The organism is Chryseobacterium paludis, assembly GCF_025403485.1.
Classification (GTDB): domain Bacteria; phylum Bacteroidota; class Bacteroidia; order Flavobacteriales; family Weeksellaceae; genus Chryseobacterium; species Chryseobacterium paludis.
Map to the genome: position 1 here is coordinate 1,990,579 of NZ_CP099966.1, position 22,926 is coordinate 2,013,504.

A 22,926-nucleotide genomic window follows, 5' to 3' on the forward strand; every position below is an offset into this window, starting at 1 on the left:
TTTTGGTTATCCATTAATATTTTACAAATGATAGTATCATTTGATATTATCAGAAATTAAAAATACGGTTATCACCTATTTTCTTCTATTTCTGATCTACCTTTTCAAAACGCACCCCCTCTCTTTGCAGATACATAACGACATCGGATATTTTCCCTTCATTGTCTATTGTGAAGTTCAACTCAAATTCGGGGTTCATTTGCTGGGGAATTTCATTAATTAATTTGCAGACAAAAGCATTGTATTGCATAGGTTCCAACCTGAACTTAAATGCCGGGAAAACCACAAACAACTGATCACCCTCTTTTACTATTTCAAAAGTTCCATATCCCAGATTCGTAAATTTTCCGGTATAATCACTCAAATTAAACGTTGGCTTTTTATTCTGATCGATTGGCTTGATTGTTTTTTCCGGTTTTTTAATGTCATAAATTTCCTTTGTATATGCATAAGGTTTTTGCCCATCCAAGCCCAACATCCTGTTTGATATCATACTGGTAAGGGTGTATGGGAGATCGGAATTCTGTTGATTGCTCAATACAATAATTCCAATTTTCTCTACAGGAAATAATACTGCATTAGAAGAGAATCCCGATACCGCGCCACCGTGATGTACTTTATAATGTCCTCTGTACATATTGACATTCCAGCCATATCCATATCCGAATAAATAACTGTTTTGTTCTGCTGTTACCGGTGGACGGCCATTAAATATTGCTTTAATGCTCATCGCCTCCTTTACATAATTCTCAGAAAGGATCTTCTGTTGTTGAAAAGTTCCGTTATTCAACCACATTCTCATCCAGTTGACCATATCATTAGCCGTACTGTTTACCGCTGCTCCTGGCTGATCATTGTAAGGTCTTTGATAGAGTATCTTTTCCGTACTGTCTTTATATACTCCGTAAGGCAATGAATAATCATCAGACTTCACCATCTCCTCTATGGTAGTAGAAGAATGATCCATTTGTAACGGTTTAAAGACTCTATTTTTAATCAGATTCTCCCAGGTTTCACCACTCACCTGTTCTGCAATCGTTCCCAAAATAATATACCCCAGATTACTGTAGATCCAGCTGTCTTTAACTTCCCCACCCGGCTTTAGATAAGGTAAGCGTTTCATCAGATCTATCCTTCGGTTTTCAGGAAAAAGAATGTAAGATCCATCGGCTCTTCCAATTCCGCTTTTATGACTTAATAAATCCCCTACCGTCATCATAGCATTCATTCTGTCATCATAAAACTGAAGATTCGGAATGTACAATGCAGGTTTGGAATCTACTGAAAGTTTATTTTCATCCTGAAGAGATCCTATGAGTATCGAAGTAAAAGACTTTGTAATACTGCCGATCGGAAACACTGTATTAACAGTCACCGGAAGTTTTTTCTCTAAATCCCTGAAACCAAATCCCTGGGAATAAATCACTTTATCATCTTTTACAATTGCCACAGACAAACCAACGCCCTTATAATCTGCTATGATATTATTAATTTCCTGATCTAAACCTTTCAGATTGGGCTGAGTTTTTTGACCATTTATAAATGTCCCCGTCATGCAGATGGTCAGCAAGAAAATTTTGAAGTGATTCATGGTGTTGAATTAGATGGCTGGAATTTAGCAATTTATTGAATCCTTCACAAGATCTGGTTTATCAAAAGCTTAAAAGTCAATTTAATACTTCAGCGTATCGTATTTAATTAAAAAAAATTAACCGCCAATCCTTTGTCCATAGGTTACCACAAATAATTAGATTTCATAAATAAACTATATAGATATTTATTATAATTCTTTATTTCCTTTATCCATTATACTTCTGATTATCAACAAGTAATACCATATCCCAATATTGTGATTAAATACAATTCCGATCATAATATTTCCTAACTTAGTGAAAACTAATCAACCATCAAAATTTCAAATTTATGAAAACATCACTATTAAGCATGAAAAGTGGCGTAGCAGCAGCTATGTTATTTTTAACGGGAATTGCCAATGCTCAAGTTTGGCAAACCACCGGAAATCCGGGGATTACACCTGCTAATTATGTTGGTACCGTAGACGGAAGAGCTCTTTATCTAAGGACCAATGGAGCATCCTCTGACCCTAACCAGGCGCTCCTGAACGAAGCAGGTTCTTTTATCGTGGAAACAACCAACAACACTAATGTTTCGAAAGCAAAAGGAAGTATTGTTGTAGGAATCTCTAATGTATTAGGAGCACAAGCTGCCAGTTCATTTGTTAGCGGATGGGCAAATAATCTTAGTAATGCAGGTGGGGCTAATGTTATAGGAGGCCAGGAAAATGTAGTAACCAACAACGCTGGAAAATCAGTTGCATTAGGATGGAAAAATACCATTAGAAATGCCAATCAGTTTGCACTGGGTGTTGGAATTGATCTTACAGAAGTATATTCCGGAGGATTTGGAATTGATCTGATAGCGACCGGAAACCGGTCTTTTGTAATCGGAGCAGGGACTGGCGGAGCTAAATTAACGAACAACGTTCCATTCTCGATTATGCTGGGAATGTCAGCCAACTCAACCATGCTGATCAAAGACCAGAGTGTTGGTGTTCGTACGAATGCGCCTACTGCTAATTTTCATACGGTTGGAACAGTTCGTCACCAGGATCTTCCTGTTGGGAGTGGACGTGCTTTAGTGGTAGATCCTAATGGAAATGTTATGGTATCCAATACGGCATTAAACAAAATGGGTGCTTCGGATGAAACGATCCAGAAATTAGAAGACCGCATTACAACTCTTGAAAATACCGTAGAAGAGCTCAAGCAACTTCTATTGAATAAAAACTCAATAACCGATGTTTCTTTGTCCGATGTTCCGACCTTGGGGCAGAATGTTCCGAATCCGACAAAAAATGAAACAAGCATTCGTTATTATCTTCCAAAAGATGTAAAAACGGCATCGCTTGAAATTTATAGCATCTCGGGTCAGTTGGTGAAATCAGTTCCACTTCGTGAAAAGGGAAATGGCACGATCAGACTTTCAGGCTCTGACCTTCAGTCTGGCACTTATGTATACAAAATGACTGCAGATGGAAAAGTAACCGATGCTAAAAAATTGATCATGCAGGATTAAATTCTTGATATATTATTTTTCAAAAAAGCGACTGACGGATTATTCGTCAGTCGTTTTTTTTTAGTTTTGTAAATTCTTTAGATTCTCCTCAAAATATCTTCTTACCGCATCGTTTACATAGCGCTCACCTTCAATAAAATGATCTTCTCCCGGAAGTAAGATGAGGTCATATCTTTTTCCTGCTTTGGTCAGTGCATCGATCATCCGTATGGTTGTTGAAAGCGGTGCATTGATATCACTTGTCCCATGAATAAAAAGTAATTTCCCTTTCAGACGATCTGCCTGATTGGTATTGGTTCCAAATTCATAACCCTCCTTATTGTTTTCAGGTAAGTCCATATACGGTTCCATAATTTCGGCTCCTTCCGTTAATTCTCCGGGCGCTGATGCAATTCCTACTTTGTATAGATCAGGAGCTGCCAGCATCGCACGAATCGCGAAATAACCACCCCAGGAATGTCCATAAATACCGACCCGCTTCATATCCATAAACGGGTATTTTTCTCCAAGCTGTCTAAATACAGCCACACGATCTGCGATTTCATATTGACCAATTTTTCCATAAATGGCATCCTGGAAAGCTTTACTCCTTTCAACGGTTCCTCGTGTATCTATTACGATCGTAATATAGCCTAACTGTGCCAATGCCTGTGCCCGGTTGGAAAGTCCTGTAGTGGGTCCGAATCTATAAGGCACCACATTGACAAATGGTCCGGCATATATAAACTCGATCACCGGATATTTTTTTGTAGGATCGAAATCATAGGGTTTGTACATGATTCCGTACAGGTCAGTCGTCCCATCATCCGCTTTGGCAATAAAACTTTCAGGAGCATGAAATCCAATTTTTTGCAATCGGCTGATATCTGCGGTTTTCAGGTGCTGTACAAATTTTCCATCAGTGGTTCGCAGCTCAACCGATTGAGGCTGCTTCATACTGGAATAGAAATCTAAAAAATATTGACCGGATGGTGAAAACCGGGAATAGGTATGCGTTCCTTCCGCTGAGGTCAATTTTTTAAAGTTCTTTCCTTTCAGATCGACCCGGTATATATTCGTTGAATAGAGATTTTTTTCTGCGTTGGCCGTGAAATAAACCCAATCTTTAGCCTCATCTACCCGAATAACCCCTGTAACAGGAAAATCTCCGGAAGTCAGCCTCCGGATCAGCTTTCCATTCATATCGTAAAGATACAGGTGTCGCCATCCGTCTCTTTCAGAAAGCCAGATAAAGGAATTGTTATTCTTTAATAGGGTAACCTGTCGGTTCCAGGTTTCCGTTAAAAAATCCAATCCGGCAACAAAGGTTTTGTTTTCTTCCAATAGGATCACCCGGCTCGTTCCGGTATCGGGATTGGCAGCCAGCAGTTCAAGTTTTCTCCCAAGACGATCCATGCGCATAAAAAGCACTTCTGAATTATCCTGTCTCCATCCTATCGGGAATGCATATTGTTGTGCGTTGGAACCTACCTCTATTTTGACTGCTTTCCCGGAAGTCACATCCAATACATACAACTCAGGAGTCTCAATAACACCTCCGGCTTTAGCGTAGACTGAATACTTTACTTTCTCTTCAGGTTTTGAATAATCTACCACAGGCAGATGATGAACTTTCCTGCCATCAAGTCTTTTTACAAAAATCTTTTTTCCATCCTTCGACCAACATCCATCTGTGATCGTCCAGGGATAATCATCTTTCCCATCAAAAGTAAGTTGCCTGGTTTGTTGGGTAAGAGGATCAACCAGCTCTATATTGTTATCTTTTATGGTAACGAACCACTGTTTATCCGGAGAAAGAATACTTGAAGGTGGTAATTTAACTTCCTCCTTTCCTTCTATCTGAACGATCTTATAATCTTTTAAACTTAACCGGAACTTTTTATTCTCAACAAAAAAGTCTGCAGCATTTTTATCTTCTAAAAAAGTAAAATCACTGAATGGAATGCCCTTAGTCTCCGGCTCTTTCTCAAGCAACGGCCTTAACACTTTCATTAAACGATCTCTATCAAAAAATACACGTTTTGTTTTTTGCTTTGGGTCTACCTCATAGATTATGGTGTTTTCAGGAGCTCCTGCCGCAAACCAAAAACGGTTTCCATCGGCGTACCAATGGGGACTGACATACATATCCCGAATAAGACTCCGGAAATTCAGATAGCTTTCGTATCGTCCCCGACTGGTTATGGTATCGCTGATCTGTGCATCTGCAAAAGAGGTCAGAAAGAGCAGCATCAGGCTGATTTTCAAAATGAAATATTTACAACAAACTTTCATGATATTGGTTTTTAGGTCTACAAATTTTGAATAAAAAATAATTGAAATCACGTTCAGCTTCTGCAGTTAGCGGTAATCTTATTGACCAGTTTTCTCAGCAGCTCAATCTCTTCTTCAGAAATCCCTTCAACAGCCGTTTTTCTGTTGATATCAACGATTGGCTGAACCTCGGTTAAAATAGTTTTCCCCTCTTCCGTAACGTTGAGGTTAAATCTCCGTCTATCCTCTTCAAAAGAGTCTCTTTTCAAAAAATTCCTTTTCACTAAAAGTTCAATAATACGTGTCACTGAAGCATGATCTTTAAAAGCCCTGGCAGCAATTTCCTTTTGGGATATTCCGGGATTGTCGTGAATGATACTTAAGATCAGTCCCTGATCAATCGTAATATCAAACCCTTTATCATTAATTCGCTTCTGGGCAAACTGACGATAGGATTTAATGGATTCTTCAATGCTATAAAAAATGGTTTGTTCCGGTCTGGCCATGATTTTAAATTTAATTGATATACATATAATTGATATATCAAATATATAAATAAAATTGATTTCCAAACCTTTATCATTAAAAATTAATATTATTTTTTTGTAGAGGGAAAAAAGGATTATAAGAAAAGTCTAAGACACCATTACCCTAATGCCGGTAAAAGACCTCTATTTTCTGTCACCCGCTGATGAGTCAATTTTACGGATATAGTCTTCAATAGGATATAAATTCATCGATTTTCTTCTTGAATTCACGTTGGCAGAATCCAGCAGATCATTAAAATAAACCTTTCCTTTTTCATCAACTGCATATTGAGTTCCATAAATTTGCTTTCTGTTATTGGCTAATTCAACTCTGTCAATCAGATAAGCCAATTGTCTTTTGTCAGCATCTCCTTTTTTAGCGGCTTCTTTCATTACAGGAAGATACTTCTCCATCACAGCCAATGTATTGGCATGTTGAATCACCGCAAACAAAGCCAGATTGGCATCATTCCCAATTTTATCTTTTCCTAACCAACCCAGGCTATCAATGATATGGGTAACGATGGTCAGATTTTTTGCATCAATTGGATTCTGTTTTATGGGATCGTATATTGGGTTTCTATATTTCTGATCTTCTATTAAAACTTTTTCCAAACGGCTTTTTATAACCCCATAATCATTCGCCTTCTTTTTACATGAAGAAACTAGAAATACAACTAACACTGAAATAATATAGTATTTATTCATCGTAATGGTCTTAAAGTAAAAATATTTCAGCACCTATTATCAGGCGTTTTTTTTCAGATCTTCTTCACGATCCCATAGATTGATTTCTGTTATCCTTTCTTTTTTAAAACAGAATGAATAGGGTGTAATATAAGTTTTGATGAATCTATATTCTACAACGGCTCACTTTGGTTTTGCCACTTCTGTATTAGAACTTCATCGAAATTAAGAAATAGAAATCTGATCAACAAGAATTTGTAATTTTTTTCTCACCTATTTTACTAATTGGTCGTAAAGCTTTCTAAAAAGAAAGGTAAACGAAAACTTCGGAGAAAAAGGTGAGAATCATTTAAAAGTATTAACCTTAAAATCAACTACTTTAAGAATAGATATTACTTTATTTATTCTCTCCTAAAATAGAAAAAAATGACTTACTAAGAATTCAAATAGAAAAGCCAGCTTAATCACTTATACCACTCATTTTTCCACAAAGTAAAAATATTTTTTTGAAGTTTCAATGTTTTTATTATATTCGCATCTTCAAAACAAAATAACTATTAATTTTAATTTCAAATTAACAATTTTATGAGAAAAAATATCTTAAAAGCTTTAGGATTATTAACTATTCTAACATTCACAAATTGTTCAACGGATGGTTTATCAAATCAAGATACCCCAACTTCCAAAACATCCGTAAGCACAGCTACATTAAAATCAAATCTTTCTTCATTCAACAAAAAATTTGTGTACAAAACAAATGGTAATCTGGATAGCAAGAAATGGTGGCAATATGTTGGAATGGCAGCTGCAATAGCTGTCGGAGATGTTGGAGGAGCAGCAACCGGAGTCGCTGGTGTGCAAGTATTGGCGGGTGTTGTAGGTGCAGCGACGGCTGGTACAGGTTATGCTGTGGTTTCTGGAGTGGCAGGAGTTGTTGGTGCAGTAGGAGGATCTTATGCAGGATATTGTGGTTCAGGAGGACACTGCAGAGGTACTTTTAATGGAACTGGCGCAATGGGTACATCTGTTGTATATGACTTTCCTAAAGAGTATGATTATATAGAGAACTTTGGTGTATTACACAATGATGCTCTACAAAATGTTTATATGTCTGATAATAATGTGGATGAATTAACCTGGGTTGGTAATAATATTCCAAATGTTAATGCAATAGACTATAACCTATTATATAATTCACCGGAATTCAAAGATTTAACCGGGAAAATAGCTGAAATCTCTGATAATTATAAAAATTCAGGATACAAAGTAAATGTTCTACTTGATGGCTATAAGAATAGCAATATGATTACAGATAACAATTACGAAATACTGTCTTTATATTTTGATGCTGTTTTAAAAGTTCAGACTTTTGAAGATTATAAAGCAATCACTGATTATTATGTTGAAAAAGTAAATGAATCTGATTTGACTGCAAACGAAAAAGAAGCATTATATGCTGGATTTGCAGTATCAGTTCAAAGTTTTTATTACTGGTTAAATCTTGAAGTAAACTAGTATGAATTTTAATATAACTTATAAAATAGTTTTTTGTTTTTTTCTAATTTCTCAATATGAGCAAGTTATGAATCAAAACAATTTTCTAGCTATTTTTACTTATATTTTATTATTACTCATTCTAGCAGTAGATATGCTCACTGATATATATAAAATGTTTAAAAAATAATTTTATTAGTGGATAATATCTTTTGAATTGTAAAAAATTTATAAGATAACTGCGATGTATATAGGAGGCTGCCCAAAGGCAGTCTCTTTTTTACTCGATCTATTCTTCTTTACTGATCACATGATCAAACAAAAGCTCAGCAATATCTTTATCGGTCAAATCATTATGATCCGAATTTTTGATTTGCTCAAGTACATTGATAAAATAAGGAAAACCAAATAAGCTATAATATCTTATCCCGTCCTTAACAAACTCAAGGCTGCCTTCTGTGGTCTCAATCTCAAAAAATGCCAGGTTATTATTTAATTCTAAAGGTTGCTCCATATAGACTTCAATAGCTTCAGAAGTCTGATCTAATGAGTGATCTTGACAAAAGTCTTTATAGGTACCTCCGTTGCGGAAGTAATTGATTAATTCTGATAAATTCATGTTGTTTTATTCATTTCATTCTCCTTATCAAAAAATACCGCCTCGATGAAGCAGTATTTATTTTTATGATCTATTCTCCTAAAATAGGAGCAGATTATTTTTCTGATTTTAGTTTCTCAACTTCCTGTTTCAAAGCTTCAACTTGTTCTTTCAGGATTTTAATATAATCCTGTAGATTATCCATTATCTGATTTGGAACATTATAATAATTATTATTAAAGTTTATACTTGCAGAAGCTTCATCATTAAAAGTTGAATTATCATTATTTATTACTGCATTAGATTGTTTTTCTTCTTTAATATCTTCCACTGGAACATCTAAAGCTTTAGCTAATTTTTCCCACTCATCATCAAATATTTTGACATCTCCATTTTCTTTTCTGCAATAATTAGAAACATCCGTTGACAGGATGTTGGACATATATTCCTGAGTGTATCCTCTTTTCTTTCTTAGACTTCTTAGCTTTTCCATAGTGGTTGTGTTGTGCTTTGTACAAATATAGAGAAAATTATGGCTTTTAGTTGTGTAATACTTTGTATAGATTTATTCTGGAGCATATAATACAATGTCATCATCAATTTATGAAAATAAAAAATCTAAATTAATTTATCAATAACTAATTTCCATTATTATCTAATAGTATTTGATCAACCAAATTTGATAGTGTTTGTTCCTTATCCTTTCCCAGTTTACATTGCCATACTATTATAACCGACCACCCCATAGACTTCAAATCATTAATGTTTTGTTGATCCCTAATAATATTACTATTTATCTTATTCTCCCAAAAATCCTTTCTAGTTCCTGGTAATTTTGATTTTTTACAATTTTCATGCCCATGCCAAAAACAACCGTTTATAAAAATTATGGTTTTGTACTTGGGTAGAACAATATCTGGTTTACCAGGAAATCGTTTGTCGTTCTTTCTAAATCTAAATCCATACGCAAATAAGTACTTTCTAACCATAATTTCAGGTTTTGTTTCTTTCCCAGAAATTTTGGACATGATCTCAGAACGTTTTTCAGATGAAAATATATCAGGCATTATTATATTTGTATATTATACTACAATTTAAGAATTAAATCAATCAAATATGTCAAAAGAAGAAACATCTAAAAATAACAGAAACTATTGGGTATTTAAAACAATAGTAGAAAATACAGATCGTTCTTTTCAAACCATTGACAGCTATGGGGACAAATTAGAGGAATATTATAATTATGATAGCTTAGTCCCTAACTCAAAACAAATTAAAGCTGGTGATGTAGCCATCATGACAGACAAAAAAAAGATCTTAGGTTTCGTAATCATTGATCACGTAAATAGCCAATCAGGCACAAAAATTGTCAGACGATGTCCAGTATGCCCAAGTACAACAATAGATGCGCGCAAAATCAGACTACCAAAATATCGTTGTAATAAGGGACATGAGTTTGAGCGTCCAGTTGAGGAAATAAGAAATGTTGAAAAATATACCGCAATATTTAATACTTTTATTCCTTGTAGAACCCAAGATAATAGTCTTAAACAACTTCGTCCTTTTTACATTAGTGGATATAATCAAAATATGTCTATGCAACGATTAGCTCCTGACATCCTAGATTTTATTAATCAGATAGAAATCAAACTATTAAATGTAAGTTCAACTTTATCCCCCGAAGAGGCGTATTTAAGAGAAAATGAAAATTCTTATTTAAATAATGAAAAGGATGAGAGAGAAATTACTTTACGCGCTATAAAACTTCGCAGAGGGCAGCAAGATTTCAGAGATAAGCTACTTAAAAGATATAACAATACTTGTATAGTAACCGGTTGCAAAATAACTGCTATTCTAGAAGCAGCACACATCAATCCTTATCGCGGAGAAAAAGATAATCATCCAGAAAATGGTCTTTTACTTAGAGCCGATATACATACGTTATTTGATCTCAACCTAATTGGTGTAGACCCTCACACTCTAACTATTACAGTTTCAAACACTTTATTAAATACAGAATACGAAATATTCAAAAACAAAAAAATAATAATTGGAAAAGAAACACCTTCAAAAAACGCCTTATTTTCTAGATGGAATCTTTCTCACCATTAATCTACAATAAAGTATTATCTGATGGTAAACTAGCTTAATAATTATTCAATTGGAAAAGGTAAGATAATTGATTTTGATGGTAAAATTACAAATAAGAGTAGAAAAATCCACTTTCAAAATAATCAGGGAGCAGGATCGGCATCTTCCAATCTTTTAAATAGGTGAGATAGCAAACTAAGCATGTCTAAGCAATCCTTTTCTGTAAAAAGCTGTGAGTCTCGTAAATCTCTAATTTCTTCATGAGAGATAGGATTTCTAGCACCACTTACAATTCCCATAGATAAATATTTTTGCCCCTCTTCAATACATTTGTAAGTATCTGAATCAAATTTAGAACCATCGGGTTTGTTAAATTTAGCAGCTACTTGTAATACTTTTCCTAAACCAAATTCAGAACCCATCATACCATTATCAGATGTGTTTGTACTTTTTGACTTTGTTCTTACTAAATTTATATACCTTTTGACCGCTTCAATAAATGCCCTATAAAAATCATTTTTTATATAATCTGCTTCCGCTGCCTTTCTAATTTCAGGATGAAGATATCTCCAGTGCAAATTTGCATATTCTGGGACAAGATTGTGTATTAAATGAATAGCTCTTTGTTGAGTATCTTCTGATAATTCTGGAGTATCATCTAATAGATTAACTATACCTTCTACTTGACTCTGTACATTCTCAGGTAATCTCTCAATCCATTGTCCTACATTCAGGCTAACTTTTTCACTAATCGCATTTTGCTTTTTCTCTTTGCGTAACTCACGCCACTTCCTTTCAATTATTGATAAGCAAGAAGCCAAGTATTCACGTAACTCAGATGTTTTTGAGTTTTCCCAATCTATAGATTGTCTATTGGTTGAAATCACATCTTCTTCCCAATTATCAATAAAGTCTACATTTAACCATCCCGTTGCATATGAGTAAAAGTGGCTTGATTCTGATGGGCCGAAAAACTCAGGCATATTAACCATTCTACCATTTGCAAAAAGTGTTATACCACGTAGATTTGGTTTTAAAGGTTTTTCAGTAGTGATGATTGAACCTTTTATTTCCTTTTTTTCTTTGTATTCTTTTTCATTAACATCCACAATACCCTGAAAGTCCCACTGGAATTCATCATCAATATTCTGATATTTTGTTTTATTATCTATTCTAATTGGCGTCTCATCGTTTAGTGATATATATATTACAAAGTCATCTGGAAAATTAAATAATTTAGCTATATTATCAGCATAATCTTCAATTGGAAAGCCCGTTTTTCTCCTTAAATCGTTTAAAGTAATTATTGTTCCGTTCTCATTATCTGAATTCTCAAATCTTTCAAAAGAAGGTTCATAATCTTTACCTGTTGTATCTAATATTTCATTCCAATTAAGATCGAATCTTACAGTTTCTTTTTCTTGTGAAGTAACTATCATTATTTTATCACCAATACCAAAAAGTGCTAACTTACCGAGACCTTTTTTTCCAGTTGGAATTCTTCCACACTGAGATTCTTGTTTTTCTTCTCGTCTATTTCGTCCTATTCTAAGGAAATAATTGTTTACCTCATCAAAAGACATTCCAGTACCATCATCTTGTACAATGACTTTTTTTTCTCCCCTATCATATAATTTTATATAAACCTCAGTTGCACAAGCATCATATGCATTTGCAATTAATTCTGCCAAAGCTGGAGGCATTGTTGAATACATTTTAACACCAAGATGCTGAATAGTATTAGCCTCAAATTTCATAAATAATTTATCTTCACTCATATTGTTAGTTTTAATTAATGTACATATCAATCACAAGGTATCTTACTAATATTTTTACCTATATATCTAAATTTGCAAGTAGTATAGCTTATTGATAATACATACATTATTTGCATACCACATAAAAAATCAGATTTTTTATTGCTAATATTAAATAGGTCTTCTATCCATAGTATAATATTGTCCATTTCCTAAAACTAATAGCAAATAATGAGATTTATAAAATTCACCACTCTCGTCGTGATCATCTTCAATGCTAGTTAGCCAAAACCAGGGTCCTTCACAAGCACATTGTAATTCCGACTCGTATTCAATGCAAAGTCTATTACCACATGACCAACACCAAATATGAAATTTACCACACGTATCACACTTTCCAGTAGCTTGGACATATACAATCCCATCAATAATAATACCTGGTGTTAAATCCCATAGTACCAATCCTTCATTACAAAAATAATCTCTGCATATGTCCCAAGACTTAATATTTATAGCTTCAATTTCATTGTATGGTACTAATCTAATTGTAATATGTTCCTGTGATCTTCTCAATGCTGACTTAGTAAATCCATTTGAGCAAATAATAAAACCAATTTTTGCGCCGACGTCTTTCATCAAACCTTCGAAGGATTCGATTTCTTTTATGTCAATCGGTCTTTTTCTGTCTTTAGCATCAAAAATAATACGTCTCTCCAAATCAGAATCAAAACGATAATCTACAAGAACATCTATTTGTCTTTTTCGTTGGCTTATAAAACCTCTAATCCTAGCGTTTGGAATAACCGTGTACTCTTCTCCATATTCTTCTAACGTCAGTACGCTTACTAGCCTTTCATATTCTCTCCATTTCTTCATATGAAATAACTATAGTCAACTAAGCTGCATTCTATGCCATTCGGAATCATTTAATCCCACTCTAGAAAGTTGTGATGAATATTGAGTTATAATTCGTTGAGAATGCAAATCTTTAAGATCAAATATCCAAGTGAAATGTTCATCAGTACTTGAATTGTACTTTTGTTGAAAAATGTAATCACCAGTATTTTTATCTTTCTCTGCGCTAACTACTCCAAAGTCATTGCTACAAATAAATTTGATTGTTCGTATTGAAAAAGAATCTTTATTTCTTTTTAATTTAATGTTATCTGGAGTTAAAACATCAAATCTTTCTACAGAAACAGATAAAGGAATAAATAAAAACTTACGCTCACTTCCTTTAGCTATTCGTACACTATCACATCTTTGTTGTATACAAATGTAATAACTATTGGTATTTAGAGTGCTTCTTACAACAGTCCCTAAAGTTAATTTAGGAATAGTATTATTTGGAATGAATAGACTTTTATGATGAGTTAATATTGAAAATTTATGATCAATTTCAGTTTTTTTAACATGATCATCATTATTTAGAAATAGTAGTGTATTATTTAGTGAAAGCTTTTCATAATAATCCTCAATTTTTGCTTTTGAGACATTTGCTTTACTATTAAATGCTTCTTTATACCTTTTTATAATATTTTTTTCAGAAGATTTCAGAATTTCAAGTAATAGATCTGCTGATCTCTTGAATTTTTCAGCAGGCTCATAACTTTTGCCTTTTTTGTCAAAGATTTCTTGCACTTCTTCAAGAATATTTTTGCTGATCCAATCTTCAATAAGATTTTTAGTAGTATTATTAACTTTATCATAAAACAACAAATCAGATACTGTATCTGCATATAATTCAATTAACAATTCCTCAGCATCATCTTGGTTTGGCAATAAAGCTTTGTGACTTAAATAAGCACTATCTAGCTTTTTTGAGAAAAGACCAATTATCTTACTTGAATTTTTTCTTAAAGTAGTTAAAGAAAGTAATGCAAAATTTGGTAACAATCCTGATGTCATCTTGGTAAACTCTTCAATTATGAATTTAGGTAAATATTCATAATCAATCATATGTTTTTCAAGTCCTTTGTTGCTTTTATTATTAATGTCAACTTTTTTTGATCTAACTAAAACCTTAAACTCTTGTGATGTTATAGATAAGTTTTCCTCATCTAAAATATATAGCTCACTTGAATCAAACACTTCCTTATGAATTTCATTAACAATATCCTTAATAATTGCATAATCACCAGTATAAACTAAAATCATTTTCAATGATTTATTAGTTTGACCTTCTTCAAATAATATTGACTTAATAATAGATTTTGTATAAATACCCCTTGGTTCATCGTCATCATCTTCATTTTCAGTTCCAGGTTTTACAATTTTAGGGAAATTTATTTCCCAATCTAATACAACTACATCTGATTTACTCGAAATTACTTTAAAATCTTCAATATCTCTTTCCGATCCAGGTTGATATACAGCACAAATCTTTTTTTCTTTAGCAAAAAGACTTGTAATTCTTGCTACATCAAAATCATTACTTAATTTTGCTTCATCTTTAATCTTATAAGCTCTATCATCCAGAAATACGATATTTTGGATATAATTATTAGCTATTTCTTTAGATTTTTCAAAAAAGGAACTACTCATTATTTTGTGTTTGAATTTGTGCTATTTTAAAAGTAACTGTACTTTTCTCTTTTGGGGGAACAATCGATAGACTATAATTTTCTGCATTAAGAACTTCTTGACTTATACTTAATCCCATTCCTCTACCATTATTCTTACGTGAAAATCCCATAATAAATATTCTGTTTTCATCTTGAATATTAATTTCAATTCCATTATTGGATATATAAACTCCAGAATTATCTGCATGCAGTCTTATCACTTTTTCTTCCGCAGTACTTTGATTTAACCAGTAAATAGCATTATCAATCAGGTTAACAAAAACTGGGTAAAAAGTAGAACGGAAACCATACAAAGTTTGACTCGCAAAAGCTTTTGTATGCTTAAATTGAATATTATGACGTTCAAAACGAGACTTAAATAAATCAATAAGAAAGGTTTTTATTTCCAACAATCCAATATCTTCTCTTCTTCTATTTAAACGTCTATTTAAAGGGGTAAAAAGATTTAAGTAACCATCTAGATGTTCAAAACTTATTTTAATATTATTGTAAACTCCTTCCAACTGCTCGTTTACATCAGACCAAGCTTTTAAATCTTTAATACTACTCCTAATCGATTTAACTGTGCTACTAAATTCGTGATGTAATATTCCAACTGCTAAACCTAACTGACTTAATTCAACATCTGTTTGAATCCTTTCTCTCAAATCATCCAACTCCTCTGCTAAAGCATCAGAAATCTGATCACTTGTTATTATATTACCATCATCATCTTTATCAACATAAAAGCCTTCAAATTGTCGAATTATCCGATCCATCACATGAGTATTTCTTTGGCTTATCATCTCAATTTCATCTTCCATTTTCTTTCGTTCTTCCACCAAATCAAAATCATCAGAATCATTGACACTTAAGTTCTTAAATTTATCTTTTACAGATCGAATCTGATAATCCAAATCTAGCATGAGTTGTCCAGTAACATCTTTTATTTTCTTTGAAACATCAGTAACAATCTCGTTTGTTTCAACTCGTTTCTTAGTATTAACCTTTACTGCTTCTGTAGAGATAAATTCTACTGCTTGTTCTAAACGTTTCCTTTTACTTATTTCTATATTTAGTTTCTCACTATAATTAGAGACAATTGTGTCCACTTCTGATATAGCATTTTTAAACAAAGTCTCTTCAAGTATTTTATATTCAGACAAATAAGTATCAAAATCAATTCGTACACTCTTTGAAATGGTAAACCCCTTTGGACTTGTAACGCTAATACTTCTTTTATAATCAGATAATTTTTGTCTTGTTTCAAACTCCACATCGATCACTTTTTGACTTGCTTCTTCCAAGTCTTTTACATACATTGCAGTGTTTAGCTGATTTTGTGACTCATTAAGTATATCGTTAATATCTTTCTCATATTTGTTTTCATTCAATCTTTTAAAAAACAAATCCAAAGCTTTTATAAAATTTTCTTTTTTCCCCTTAGCTAACTTATCTCGTCTCTCAAGTGCTTTGTAAAGATTATTTTGTTCATTCTTTTTCTCATTATAAAATTCTGATTGAGGTGTTTTACTTTGAATATCAAAAAAATCTGCAGCTAATTGTATAAAAAAGTTTTTGAGAATTGCTTGGAGTTGTCTATATGCCTTGTTTTCTATGAACCCCTCTCTACCTGCTTTTTCAACTAGTTTATCATTGGTAATATGAGAAATATCTATTGTACCAAACATTCTTCGATAAGAGAAAAAGTAAGTTGAAGCTCTTTTGGAACGGTTTTTCTCTATATCTAAAAAGTCATAGTCAGAATCACCATATGGAAGTACCCTTATGTTATCTTTATAAATGTAAAGCCCTCCAAATTTCTCAGTTTTTGCAGTCAACCTATTCCAGTTTTCTAAATCAACTACCGAATCTTTTAACTGTCCTTGAACATAAGCAAGATTAATCTCAAATCCGCCACAATCTGTATATTTAAAATTATTACCAGACCAGTTTACGATATGATCAAACCTTTTTTCTCTATATATCTGAACATCCCCTCTAAACTGACCAAATTCATCAAATCTTCCTTTAAAATGGTGATCTGCTAATTCAAATTCATCAGGTGTAAAAAACTGTTCTTTATCAATTAGGTTGATATATAAATTATCATTGCCTTTATAATCTCTGAAATTAATATCTATAATAGGTTTCGGATGATGAGGAGTCATCGTATTGTGAAACCCAATCAACATTTTTTCTATTTTAGTTGCATCTTTGGATCCCTTATCTCCATCAATATCAAATAATAAGTTTTCGCTAACTGGAGAAATATAAAAGAAAGTTCCTCCCTTATCAGATTGTCCTATGTTAAAATCTCCAACTAATTTATCATTTAAATCTTTTGGGTCAACTTTTAAACATTTTACTGTTTCAGAAATTCTGGAAAAATCTCGTCCTGAAATAATTTCTTTGTCTAAAAGGTGCTCTAAAGATTCTTGAACTTCTTGTTTTAATCTATTGATCTCACTCTCATTTGGCAATACATCAAATTCCTTTATAGGTATTACTATATCTTCAAGATTAATTCCAGGCAATTCAAATATTTCCCAATTAATGAGAATTACTACAATTTTATGCTTTTCTTTTCTATTCTTTGCTTTGGTGATTATTAAAACTTGTTTACCTATTGAAGCAATAGCGAGCCTACCTATTCCCTTCTCTCCCATAATTGGTCGAGCTGATTTAGAATTATCAATAGGGGGAAGGTCTGTTTTTGAATTAACAAATTTACTCTCGGTACCAATAGTAAGCCATCTAGATTCAAATTCATCTTTGGTCATTCCTAAACCATCATCTCTTAAAACAAGTAGATTATCATTCCTAACAAAATCAATATCAAACTTATCAGCATAAGCATCGTGAGCATTTTTTATAAGCTCGTTTATTGCAGTTGGAATTCCTGCAATTTGTTGTCTCCCTAATAAATCTAATGCTCTTGCTCTAGTTTTAAATTTTGCCATTGATATAATTTTGAATTATTGCTTTTCCAATAGCTTTTGCATAAGTTGGGGGTACAGCATTTCCTATCATTCTTGAAATTTTTTCAGTACTACTACCTACAAATTTATAAGTTTTTGGAAAGGATTGGAGAGTAGCACCTTCTCTTAATGATATTGCACGATCTTCTTCTGGATGACCAAATCTGCCATTAGAAAAGCTGAAAAACTTTGTAGTTATTGTTGGAGAAGGTTTGTCCCAATACATTCTACCGTAAATATCCTTAAAACCATTGATTTTTTTATAATGACATGGTGGAGCTAACCTTTCATCATTAACATAAGCCAATCTAGTTCCACCATCATGTGGAGTCAAACTAAGCCTTTCTAGGTTAAGTTCATTCAAACCAGATACAGAATGCATAAAGTCAGATTCGTCTTTATTCCCCTGCTTTACCTTCGGAAAGCCATTATGTTCACCTAAGACATCTCTAACCGTAATTTTCTCTGTATTTAGAGCTATTGGTTTAACCTCTTCACTATTTACTCTGTTCGCAATTAGGGTAAATCTTTTGCGGTGTTGAGGTACTCCATAATTACTTACTTCGTGAATGTTTGCATGGACTTTATATCCATTTGTGCGCAGCCATAGTATAAAATCTTCTAAACCACTTTCGTTTTTTCGTCTTAGAACACCTGGTACATTTTCGACTACTACATAGCCCGGATTAAAATACTCTACAAAACGTCTAAATTCTTTTAATAGATCTTTCGATTTTTTAGATTTTTTTTTATCCGTATTGATAATACTCCAGAACTGGCAAGGGCTACAGCCTATAAGTAATAAATTATCATCATTTCGTTTTAATTTTAATTTATCTTCAAGAGCTTTTTCTTGTAGCTCAAATACATCTGCTTGAATAAATTCTGCACCATTGATATTTGCTTCATAGGTATCTTTACATGAGATATCGTGATCTATTCCCGCCACTACTTCAATTCCTGCTTGTAGCATACCACAACTCATTCCACCTCCAGAGCAGAAAAAATCAACTGCTTTAATTTTTTTGTCGGACATTAATTTAATTATACTATTTTGAAATTATCGATAATTACAAAAATATACAAAATAAAAATTGCATAAAATGATAATTAATAAGTTTTCACGATCATTAAATTATAATGAAATAATCATCTTATTGTTCATAATTGCAATATTAACTAGATTTATTCCGCATTCATTACGGAAAACCGTATTTGCCATGAAAATTATTAGTTATATCATTTTTTTACTTACTTAAATAAAACTAATAACAATCTATTCTCGTCTAATATTTCGAACTTTAAGAGATTTAATTTTGGAACCTATTCGGTATTTTGAATTAGTTTAATTAGTATCATGGTTTTAGTTTTTAATGGTTAATTACAAATATATAAATTTTTGGTTTCTGTTTATATTTTTTTAGATAAAAAAACTCATTGGCAAATGAATTAATTCCCCCTAAAACTCACCCCATCCCCAACATCCTCGCAATACCCACCGCATCCGCCATAGTATCTATATTATAAATCTGCATCACCCCTTGATTAGCGGCAGCCTGTGTCAGCGAATTTTGTTGATTCTGATTATCCACTGCATTTTCAAACAGGATTCCTGTAGAATGCGCCAGAGATTGATACACACTCCCCAAAGCAATACTTCCCGCAGCGATATTAGCAGAAAGCAACTCGTTCAATTGATCGGTAGGAACTTGTAGAAGATCATCTTCAGAAACTAAAGAGATCGTATTGTTTTGATACCCGTCATGTACGATATGGTATACTTCCAGAATATAATGTGCGATTAACTTCGCCGCCTGAAACTCCAATACTCTTTTCAGTTCAATAATCTCATGTGCGCTTTCAAAATCCTCCAGGCTATTGACATCAACATCATGAACCGTGTACATAGGTTCATCAGTGTCAGACTGACTGATCTCAATATCCATTTTTAAAACAACTTTGGATGTATCGGTATTGATACCAAGAATTTTCGAATCGTTCTCCGGTTCAGCAATATCCCCAAGACTATTGAATGGAAGAATGTCGATGTGACAATGCAGGTTCTTCGAATCATCCCGTTTCATCCTTACCACCGAAATTCCTGTCGATTGATCTTTAGGTTCTACGACAAATGACTGATAACCGTCGGATGTACTATTGCTATTTATGCAATGAACAAGTCTTATGGTTGGCATTGTTTCAATTTCGGCGGTTTGTGCATTAAATACAAAACGATTGCTGTTATGGTCAGGATTATTCTTGCTAAAATAAGCAGTATCTTGCTCTTTCTTAAAAGAGAAACCTTTACTTAGCTCCTGTAAGGAACGCAGCTTTTCTATTTTAGCGGGTTGAGGTTCGTTAACGTGATTCATGTCTTATGGTATTAGGTATTCATTAGTTTTTGTGGTCGTCTTTCAGATGAAAATTCCGGTTGATGTATAGGTGACTTTCATCTTCTGGTTTTTCACTCCAAGTTATTCCTCACAAATCTATTAAACAAAATAAGATCACGAATCAGTAGAAAAACTGATTTTCAAAAAAAAGAATGCTATTCTCAAGATGTAAATGGTTAAAATGGTGACAGTAATCCATATCAGAATGGGTGATCATAGAAGACCGTAAAGAATTACACCTCAGAATCTTAGTTCATCATATGGTTTTTCGAAAACTCAGTGATCACTGTAGTAATGAACAGTCTGCCAATGCAATCCGTCCTATTTCTAAGCCACGTGATTTAAAAACCATTTTTTTTGTAAATTTCAACAATAATTTATTATTATTCACTAATACCTAATACCAATGACAACTGAGAACATTTACCTATCCATTAAAAAATGGAAAACTTTAATTGATTCCTATAAGAGCGGAAATGACGCGAATGAAAAGGAGATTCTGGGCTATTTAAACCAGGGAACTCACTTTTCTGTTTCCGGAAATGAGGTCGCATTATGGAAGACGAATCTTGAAAATGCGGATCCTAAAAGAGTTCATGCTTATCTGGGCATCGATGACAACAAGCTTAAATTCTTTTTGATCGATTCCAAGAGTGACCGGGAGGCCGATTTCAACCATATCTTTATCAAGGAATTTACCCGCCAGTCTCCGGAGGATCAGGCTCAGAACACCACCAATCTGGAAATTTTGCCACCCATCACTTCAGAATCGGCAATTAACCGCAATTTCCGATGGAATATGTATGCTACAGCGTGGTTAAAAGCCCAGAAGACCGAACCTTTTGTTCAGGTGATCACTATTCCGTTTGAGGATTATGAACGATTAGGCCTCGGGGATAGCGAATCCTGTACGTGTTTCTTTGGGTTAACGGATGAAGCAGAAAAAAGAGACACTGATTTCGCGTATCATATTGAGATCATTACGGTTAAAGATTTAACGATCAATGAAATGAGCAGGACTGCGGAAAACTATTCCACGCCGCGACCTCCCTTTACCGTTGCTGATCCTGTTGACAACTATCAACTCTTGCTCAAAAGCGGTGCTTTCTTATAACAACCTATCCCTCTATTTACAAATACTTATCAACCTGACTTTGCTTACAGGTTTGATCTTGCTTGTAAAAAAAGGGATAAAAATAATGGCGGTGATCAAGGTATTTCTCGTCGCGGAATTCGCCCTGGAGCTGACAGACCTGATAGACCGCCTGCTGAAACTGAACACGTTGAACACCTACAATTATGCATTGAGCCAGTTTTTTAGCCTGGTGATCCTCACAGAAATTTACAGCAGGTATTTTATAAAGCTCCCGGTCTCCATCAAGTGGATCGTTTATCTTTATGCGGCGGTTTTCCTGATCGTCAATCTGATGGATACACAAAAGGGAACGTGCCCTACTTTTTATTCCAACATCATCAGCAGTATCATCATCTGTAGTTTCGCAGCCGCTTACTTTATGAAAATGCTTAAAAAAGGAAAGGTTGAAAAAAGCCTGTTTATCGTTAATATATTCGTCTTTCTTTTTTTTTCTGTTGAATGTCTGATCTCTACCACTTTTAATTTCTTAGTCACCAACCACCTGGAATGGGTAGCCCCGATCTGGCTTTTCAGAGGGGTTTTGCTGTGGTGCCTTTATCTTGCTTTTATTAATCTGGGATGTCGCAGTGGGAAAATCCGGGCTTGGTAGTTGGATGGATATGGATTGGTATAGGGCTATTTTTTTTAACGACGTTATTGATCACGATATTGATCGTCAACTATCTGAAAAGCATCAGGAAAAACAAGCAAAAAGTAATGCGGCTGGTCCGGAATACACAGACGGAATGCTGGGAAAATACACTGCATTTACAGGAAAGGGACCGGGAACGTCTGGCAGAAGAGCTTCATGACAATATCATCTCACGCCTTAACGTCATTCGTTTGAATATCAATAACAAGAATACGGAAGAACTGAATCTGGATCTGAAAACCTCCATGCAGCTGATCCGGGAATTGTCGCATAATCTGACCCCTCCGGATCTGAGTGAAATTGAATTAACGGATCTTATCGCCGATTACCTCGATCAGATCAGCAAGAATATCGAGATCGCCTACCATCATATGGTTTCAGAAGCAGCCCTCAGCAGCCCCGTTAAATTAAACATCTTCAGGATCGTACAGGAATTGATCACCAACGTTTTAAAACACGCCAATGCAACCAGGATTGATGTTTCGCTGCGGGTCTCCCCTGATTATCTGATGCTCACGATAGAGGACAATGGCAATGGTTTTAAACCAGAAACTCATTACAATGGAATTGGTTTAAGAAATATCCAATCCAGAGCTCAGAAGATCCAGGCGGTTTATAAGCTTAAATCAAAGCCGGAAAAGGGGACGAAGTTTATTGCGGCTATGGCGTTGGAGTGAGGGATTGAGAATTGAAAAATT

General features: G+C 33.9%; 19 protein-coding genes. 6 read left to right on the forward strand and 13 right to left on the reverse strand.

The features are described from left to right. Positions 1-85 precede the first annotated feature (85 nt). Entirely contained in the window at positions 86-1,591 is a 1,506-nt protein-coding gene (locus tag NG806_RS08730) for a serine hydrolase (RefSeq protein ID WP_261512726.1), read from the reverse strand. A gap of 332 nt (positions 1,592-1,923) precedes the next feature. On the opposite strand from NG806_RS08730, the gene NG806_RS08735 reads away from it, so the two are divergent. Next, positions 1,924-3,096: a T9SS type A sorting domain-containing protein gene (locus NG806_RS08735; protein ID WP_261512727.1), complete on the forward strand. Its 1,173-nt coding sequence runs from the start codon at positions 1,924-1,926 to the stop codon at positions 3,094-3,096. 60 nt (positions 3,097-3,156) lie between these two features. On the opposite strand, the gene NG806_RS08740 is transcribed toward NG806_RS08735, so the two are convergent. The 3 genes from NG806_RS08740 to NG806_RS08750 all read right to left on the reverse strand — a co-directional run bounded on the left by NG806_RS08740 (position 3,157) and on the right by NG806_RS08750 (position 6,584). Then, positions 3,157-5,370, reverse strand: coding sequence for a S9 family peptidase (locus NG806_RS08740; protein WP_261512728.1), 2,214 nt, complete (start codon positions 5,368-5,370; stop codon positions 3,157-3,159). 53 nt (positions 5,371-5,423) lie between these two features. After that, the gene (locus NG806_RS08745) at positions 5,424-5,855 is read right to left on the reverse strand and encodes a MarR family winged helix-turn-helix transcriptional regulator (RefSeq protein WP_261512729.1); all 432 of its coding nucleotides are present in this window, start codon (positions 5,853-5,855) and stop codon (positions 5,424-5,426) included. A 165-nt stretch (positions 5,856-6,020) separates the two neighbouring features. Further along, positions 6,021-6,584, reverse strand: a complete 564-nt coding sequence (locus NG806_RS08750; protein ID WP_261512730.1) for a DUF6624 domain-containing protein — start codon at positions 6,582-6,584, stop codon at positions 6,021-6,023. A gap of 564 nt (positions 6,585-7,148) precedes the next feature. On the opposite strand from NG806_RS08750, the gene NG806_RS08755 reads away from it, so the two are divergent. Then, positions 7,149-8,078 (forward strand): hypothetical protein, encoded by a 930-nt coding sequence (locus NG806_RS08755; RefSeq protein ID WP_261512731.1) that lies wholly within the window; start codon positions 7,149-7,151, stop codon positions 8,076-8,078. Positions 8,079-8,346: 268 nt separating this feature from the next. Here the strand turns inward: NG806_RS08755 and NG806_RS08760 are convergent, their stop codons facing one another. From NG806_RS08760 to NG806_RS08770, 3 genes are all read right to left on the reverse strand, one after another. Then, positions 8,347-8,676: a hypothetical protein gene (locus tag NG806_RS08760; RefSeq protein ID WP_261512732.1), complete on the reverse strand. Its 330-nt coding sequence runs from the start codon at positions 8,674-8,676 to the stop codon at positions 8,347-8,349. A 94-nt stretch (positions 8,677-8,770) separates the two neighbouring features. Continuing rightward, positions 8,771-9,148, reverse strand: a complete 378-nt coding sequence (locus tag NG806_RS08765) for a helix-turn-helix domain-containing protein (protein WP_261512733.1) — start codon at positions 9,146-9,148, stop codon at positions 8,771-8,773. A 145-nt stretch (positions 9,149-9,293) separates the two neighbouring features. After that, positions 9,294-9,722: a very short patch repair endonuclease gene (locus NG806_RS08770; protein ID WP_261512734.1), complete on the reverse strand. Its 429-nt coding sequence runs from the start codon at positions 9,720-9,722 to the stop codon at positions 9,294-9,296. Positions 9,723-9,771: 49 nt separating this feature from the next. Between NG806_RS08770 and NG806_RS08775 the strand changes: the two genes are divergently transcribed. Beyond that, positions 9,772-10,767, forward strand: coding sequence for an HNH endonuclease (locus NG806_RS08775; protein ID WP_261512735.1), 996 nt, complete (start codon positions 9,772-9,774; stop codon positions 10,765-10,767). Between the two features lie 122 nt (positions 10,768-10,889). Here the strand turns inward: NG806_RS08775 and NG806_RS08780 are convergent, their stop codons facing one another. The 6 genes from NG806_RS08780 to NG806_RS08805 all read right to left on the reverse strand — a co-directional run bounded on the left by NG806_RS08780 (position 10,890) and on the right by NG806_RS08805 (position 20,420). Next, positions 10,890-12,524, reverse strand: coding sequence for a TIGR02391 family protein (locus NG806_RS08780; RefSeq protein WP_261512736.1), 1,635 nt, complete (start codon positions 12,522-12,524; stop codon positions 10,890-10,892). A 150-nt stretch (positions 12,525-12,674) separates the two neighbouring features. Beyond that, a complete protein-coding gene (locus tag NG806_RS08785) occupies positions 12,675-13,379 on the reverse strand; it encodes a restriction endonuclease (protein WP_261512738.1) in 705 nt (234 codons plus the stop codon). A gap of 15 nt (positions 13,380-13,394) precedes the next feature. Further along, a complete protein-coding gene (locus NG806_RS08790) occupies positions 13,395-15,047 on the reverse strand; it encodes a response regulator receiver domain (RefSeq protein ID WP_261512739.1) in 1,653 nt (550 codons plus the stop codon). Continuing rightward, entirely contained in the window at positions 15,040-18,030 is a 2,991-nt protein-coding gene (locus tag NG806_RS08795) for an ATP-binding protein (RefSeq protein ID WP_261512741.1), read from the reverse strand. The genes NG806_RS08790 and NG806_RS08795 overlap by 8 nt, the downstream gene beginning before the upstream one ends. Beyond that, a complete protein-coding gene (locus NG806_RS08800) occupies positions 18,017-19,084 on the reverse strand; it encodes a DNA cytosine methyltransferase (RefSeq protein WP_261512743.1) in 1,068 nt (355 codons plus the stop codon). Before NG806_RS08800 ends, NG806_RS08795 begins: the two co-directional genes overlap by 14 nt. A 430-nt stretch (positions 19,085-19,514) precedes the next feature. Next, positions 19,515-20,420, reverse strand: coding sequence for a RebB family R body protein (locus NG806_RS08805; protein ID WP_261512744.1), 906 nt, complete (start codon positions 20,418-20,420; stop codon positions 19,515-19,517). Between the two features lie 427 nt (positions 20,421-20,847). On the opposite strand from NG806_RS08805, the gene NG806_RS08810 reads away from it, so the two are divergent. Genes NG806_RS08810 through NG806_RS08820 form a run of 3 tightly spaced genes read left to right on the forward strand, consistent with a single transcriptional unit; the run spans position 20,848 to position 22,905 of the window. Further along, the gene (locus NG806_RS08810) at positions 20,848-21,555 is read left to right on the forward strand and encodes a hypothetical protein (RefSeq protein WP_261512745.1); all 708 of its coding nucleotides are present in this window, start codon (positions 20,848-20,850) and stop codon (positions 21,553-21,555) included. Continuing rightward, a complete protein-coding gene (locus NG806_RS08815; protein ID WP_261512746.1) occupies positions 21,542-22,186 on the forward strand; it encodes a hypothetical protein in 645 nt (214 codons plus the stop codon). Before NG806_RS08810 ends, NG806_RS08815 begins: the two co-directional genes overlap by 14 nt. Beyond that, a complete protein-coding gene (locus NG806_RS08820; RefSeq protein ID WP_261512747.1) occupies positions 22,156-22,905 on the forward strand; it encodes a sensor histidine kinase in 750 nt (249 codons plus the stop codon). Before NG806_RS08815 ends, NG806_RS08820 begins: the two co-directional genes overlap by 31 nt. Positions 22,906-22,926 lie beyond the last annotated feature (21 nt).

Bases quoted from the DNA above. Each gene is read 5' to 3' on its own strand.
- NG806_RS08820 (WP_261512747.1), top strand. From the start codon at position 22,156: ATGTCGCAGTGGGAAAATCCGGGCTTGGTAGTTGGATGGATATGGATT.
- NG806_RS08780 (WP_261512736.1), bottom strand. From the start codon at position 12,524: ATGAGTGAAGATAAATTATTTATGAAATTTGAGGCTAATACTATTCAG.
- NG806_RS08800 (WP_261512743.1), bottom strand. From the start codon at position 19,084: ATGTCCGACAAAAAAATTAAAGCAGTTGATTTTTTCTGCTCTGGAGGT.
- NG806_RS08745 (WP_261512729.1), bottom strand. From the start codon at position 5,855: ATGGCCAGACCGGAACAAACCATTTTTTATAGCATTGAAGAATCCATT.
- NG806_RS08790 (WP_261512739.1), bottom strand. From the start codon at position 15,047: ATGAGTAGTTCCTTTTTTGAAAAATCTAAAGAAATAGCTAATAATTAT.
- NG806_RS08770 (WP_261512734.1), bottom strand. From the start codon at position 9,722: ATGCCTGATATATTTTCATCTGAAAAACGTTCTGAGATCATGTCCAAA.
- NG806_RS08730 (WP_261512726.1), bottom strand. From the start codon at position 1,591: ATGAATCACTTCAAAATTTTCTTGCTGACCATCTGCATGACGGGGACA.
- NG806_RS08740 (WP_261512728.1), bottom strand. From the start codon at position 5,370: ATGAAAGTTTGTTGTAAATATTTCATTTTGAAAATCAGCCTGATGCTG.
- NG806_RS08795 (WP_261512741.1), bottom strand. From the start codon at position 18,030: ATGGCAAAATTTAAAACTAGAGCAAGAGCATTAGATTTATTAGGGAGA.
- NG806_RS08765 (WP_261512733.1), bottom strand. From the start codon at position 9,148: ATGGAAAAGCTAAGAAGTCTAAGAAAGAAAAGAGGATACACTCAGGAA.
- NG806_RS08785 (WP_261512738.1), bottom strand. From the start codon at position 13,379: ATGAAGAAATGGAGAGAATATGAAAGGCTAGTAAGCGTACTGACGTTA.
- NG806_RS08755 (WP_261512731.1), top strand. From the start codon at position 7,149: ATGAGAAAAAATATCTTAAAAGCTTTAGGATTATTAACTATTCTAACA.
- NG806_RS08805 (WP_261512744.1), bottom strand. From the start codon at position 20,420: ATGAATCACGTTAACGAACCTCAACCCGCTAAAATAGAAAAGCTGCGT.
- NG806_RS08810 (WP_261512745.1), top strand. From the start codon at position 20,848: ATGACAACTGAGAACATTTACCTATCCATTAAAAAATGGAAAACTTTA.
- NG806_RS08760 (WP_261512732.1), bottom strand. From the start codon at position 8,676: ATGAATTTATCAGAATTAATCAATTACTTCCGCAACGGAGGTACCTAT.
- NG806_RS08735 (WP_261512727.1), top strand. From the start codon at position 1,924: ATGAAAACATCACTATTAAGCATGAAAAGTGGCGTAGCAGCAGCTATG.
- NG806_RS08750 (WP_261512730.1), bottom strand. From the start codon at position 6,584: ATGAATAAATACTATATTATTTCAGTGTTAGTTGTATTTCTAGTTTCT.
- NG806_RS08775 (WP_261512735.1), top strand. From the start codon at position 9,772: ATGTCAAAAGAAGAAACATCTAAAAATAACAGAAACTATTGGGTATTT.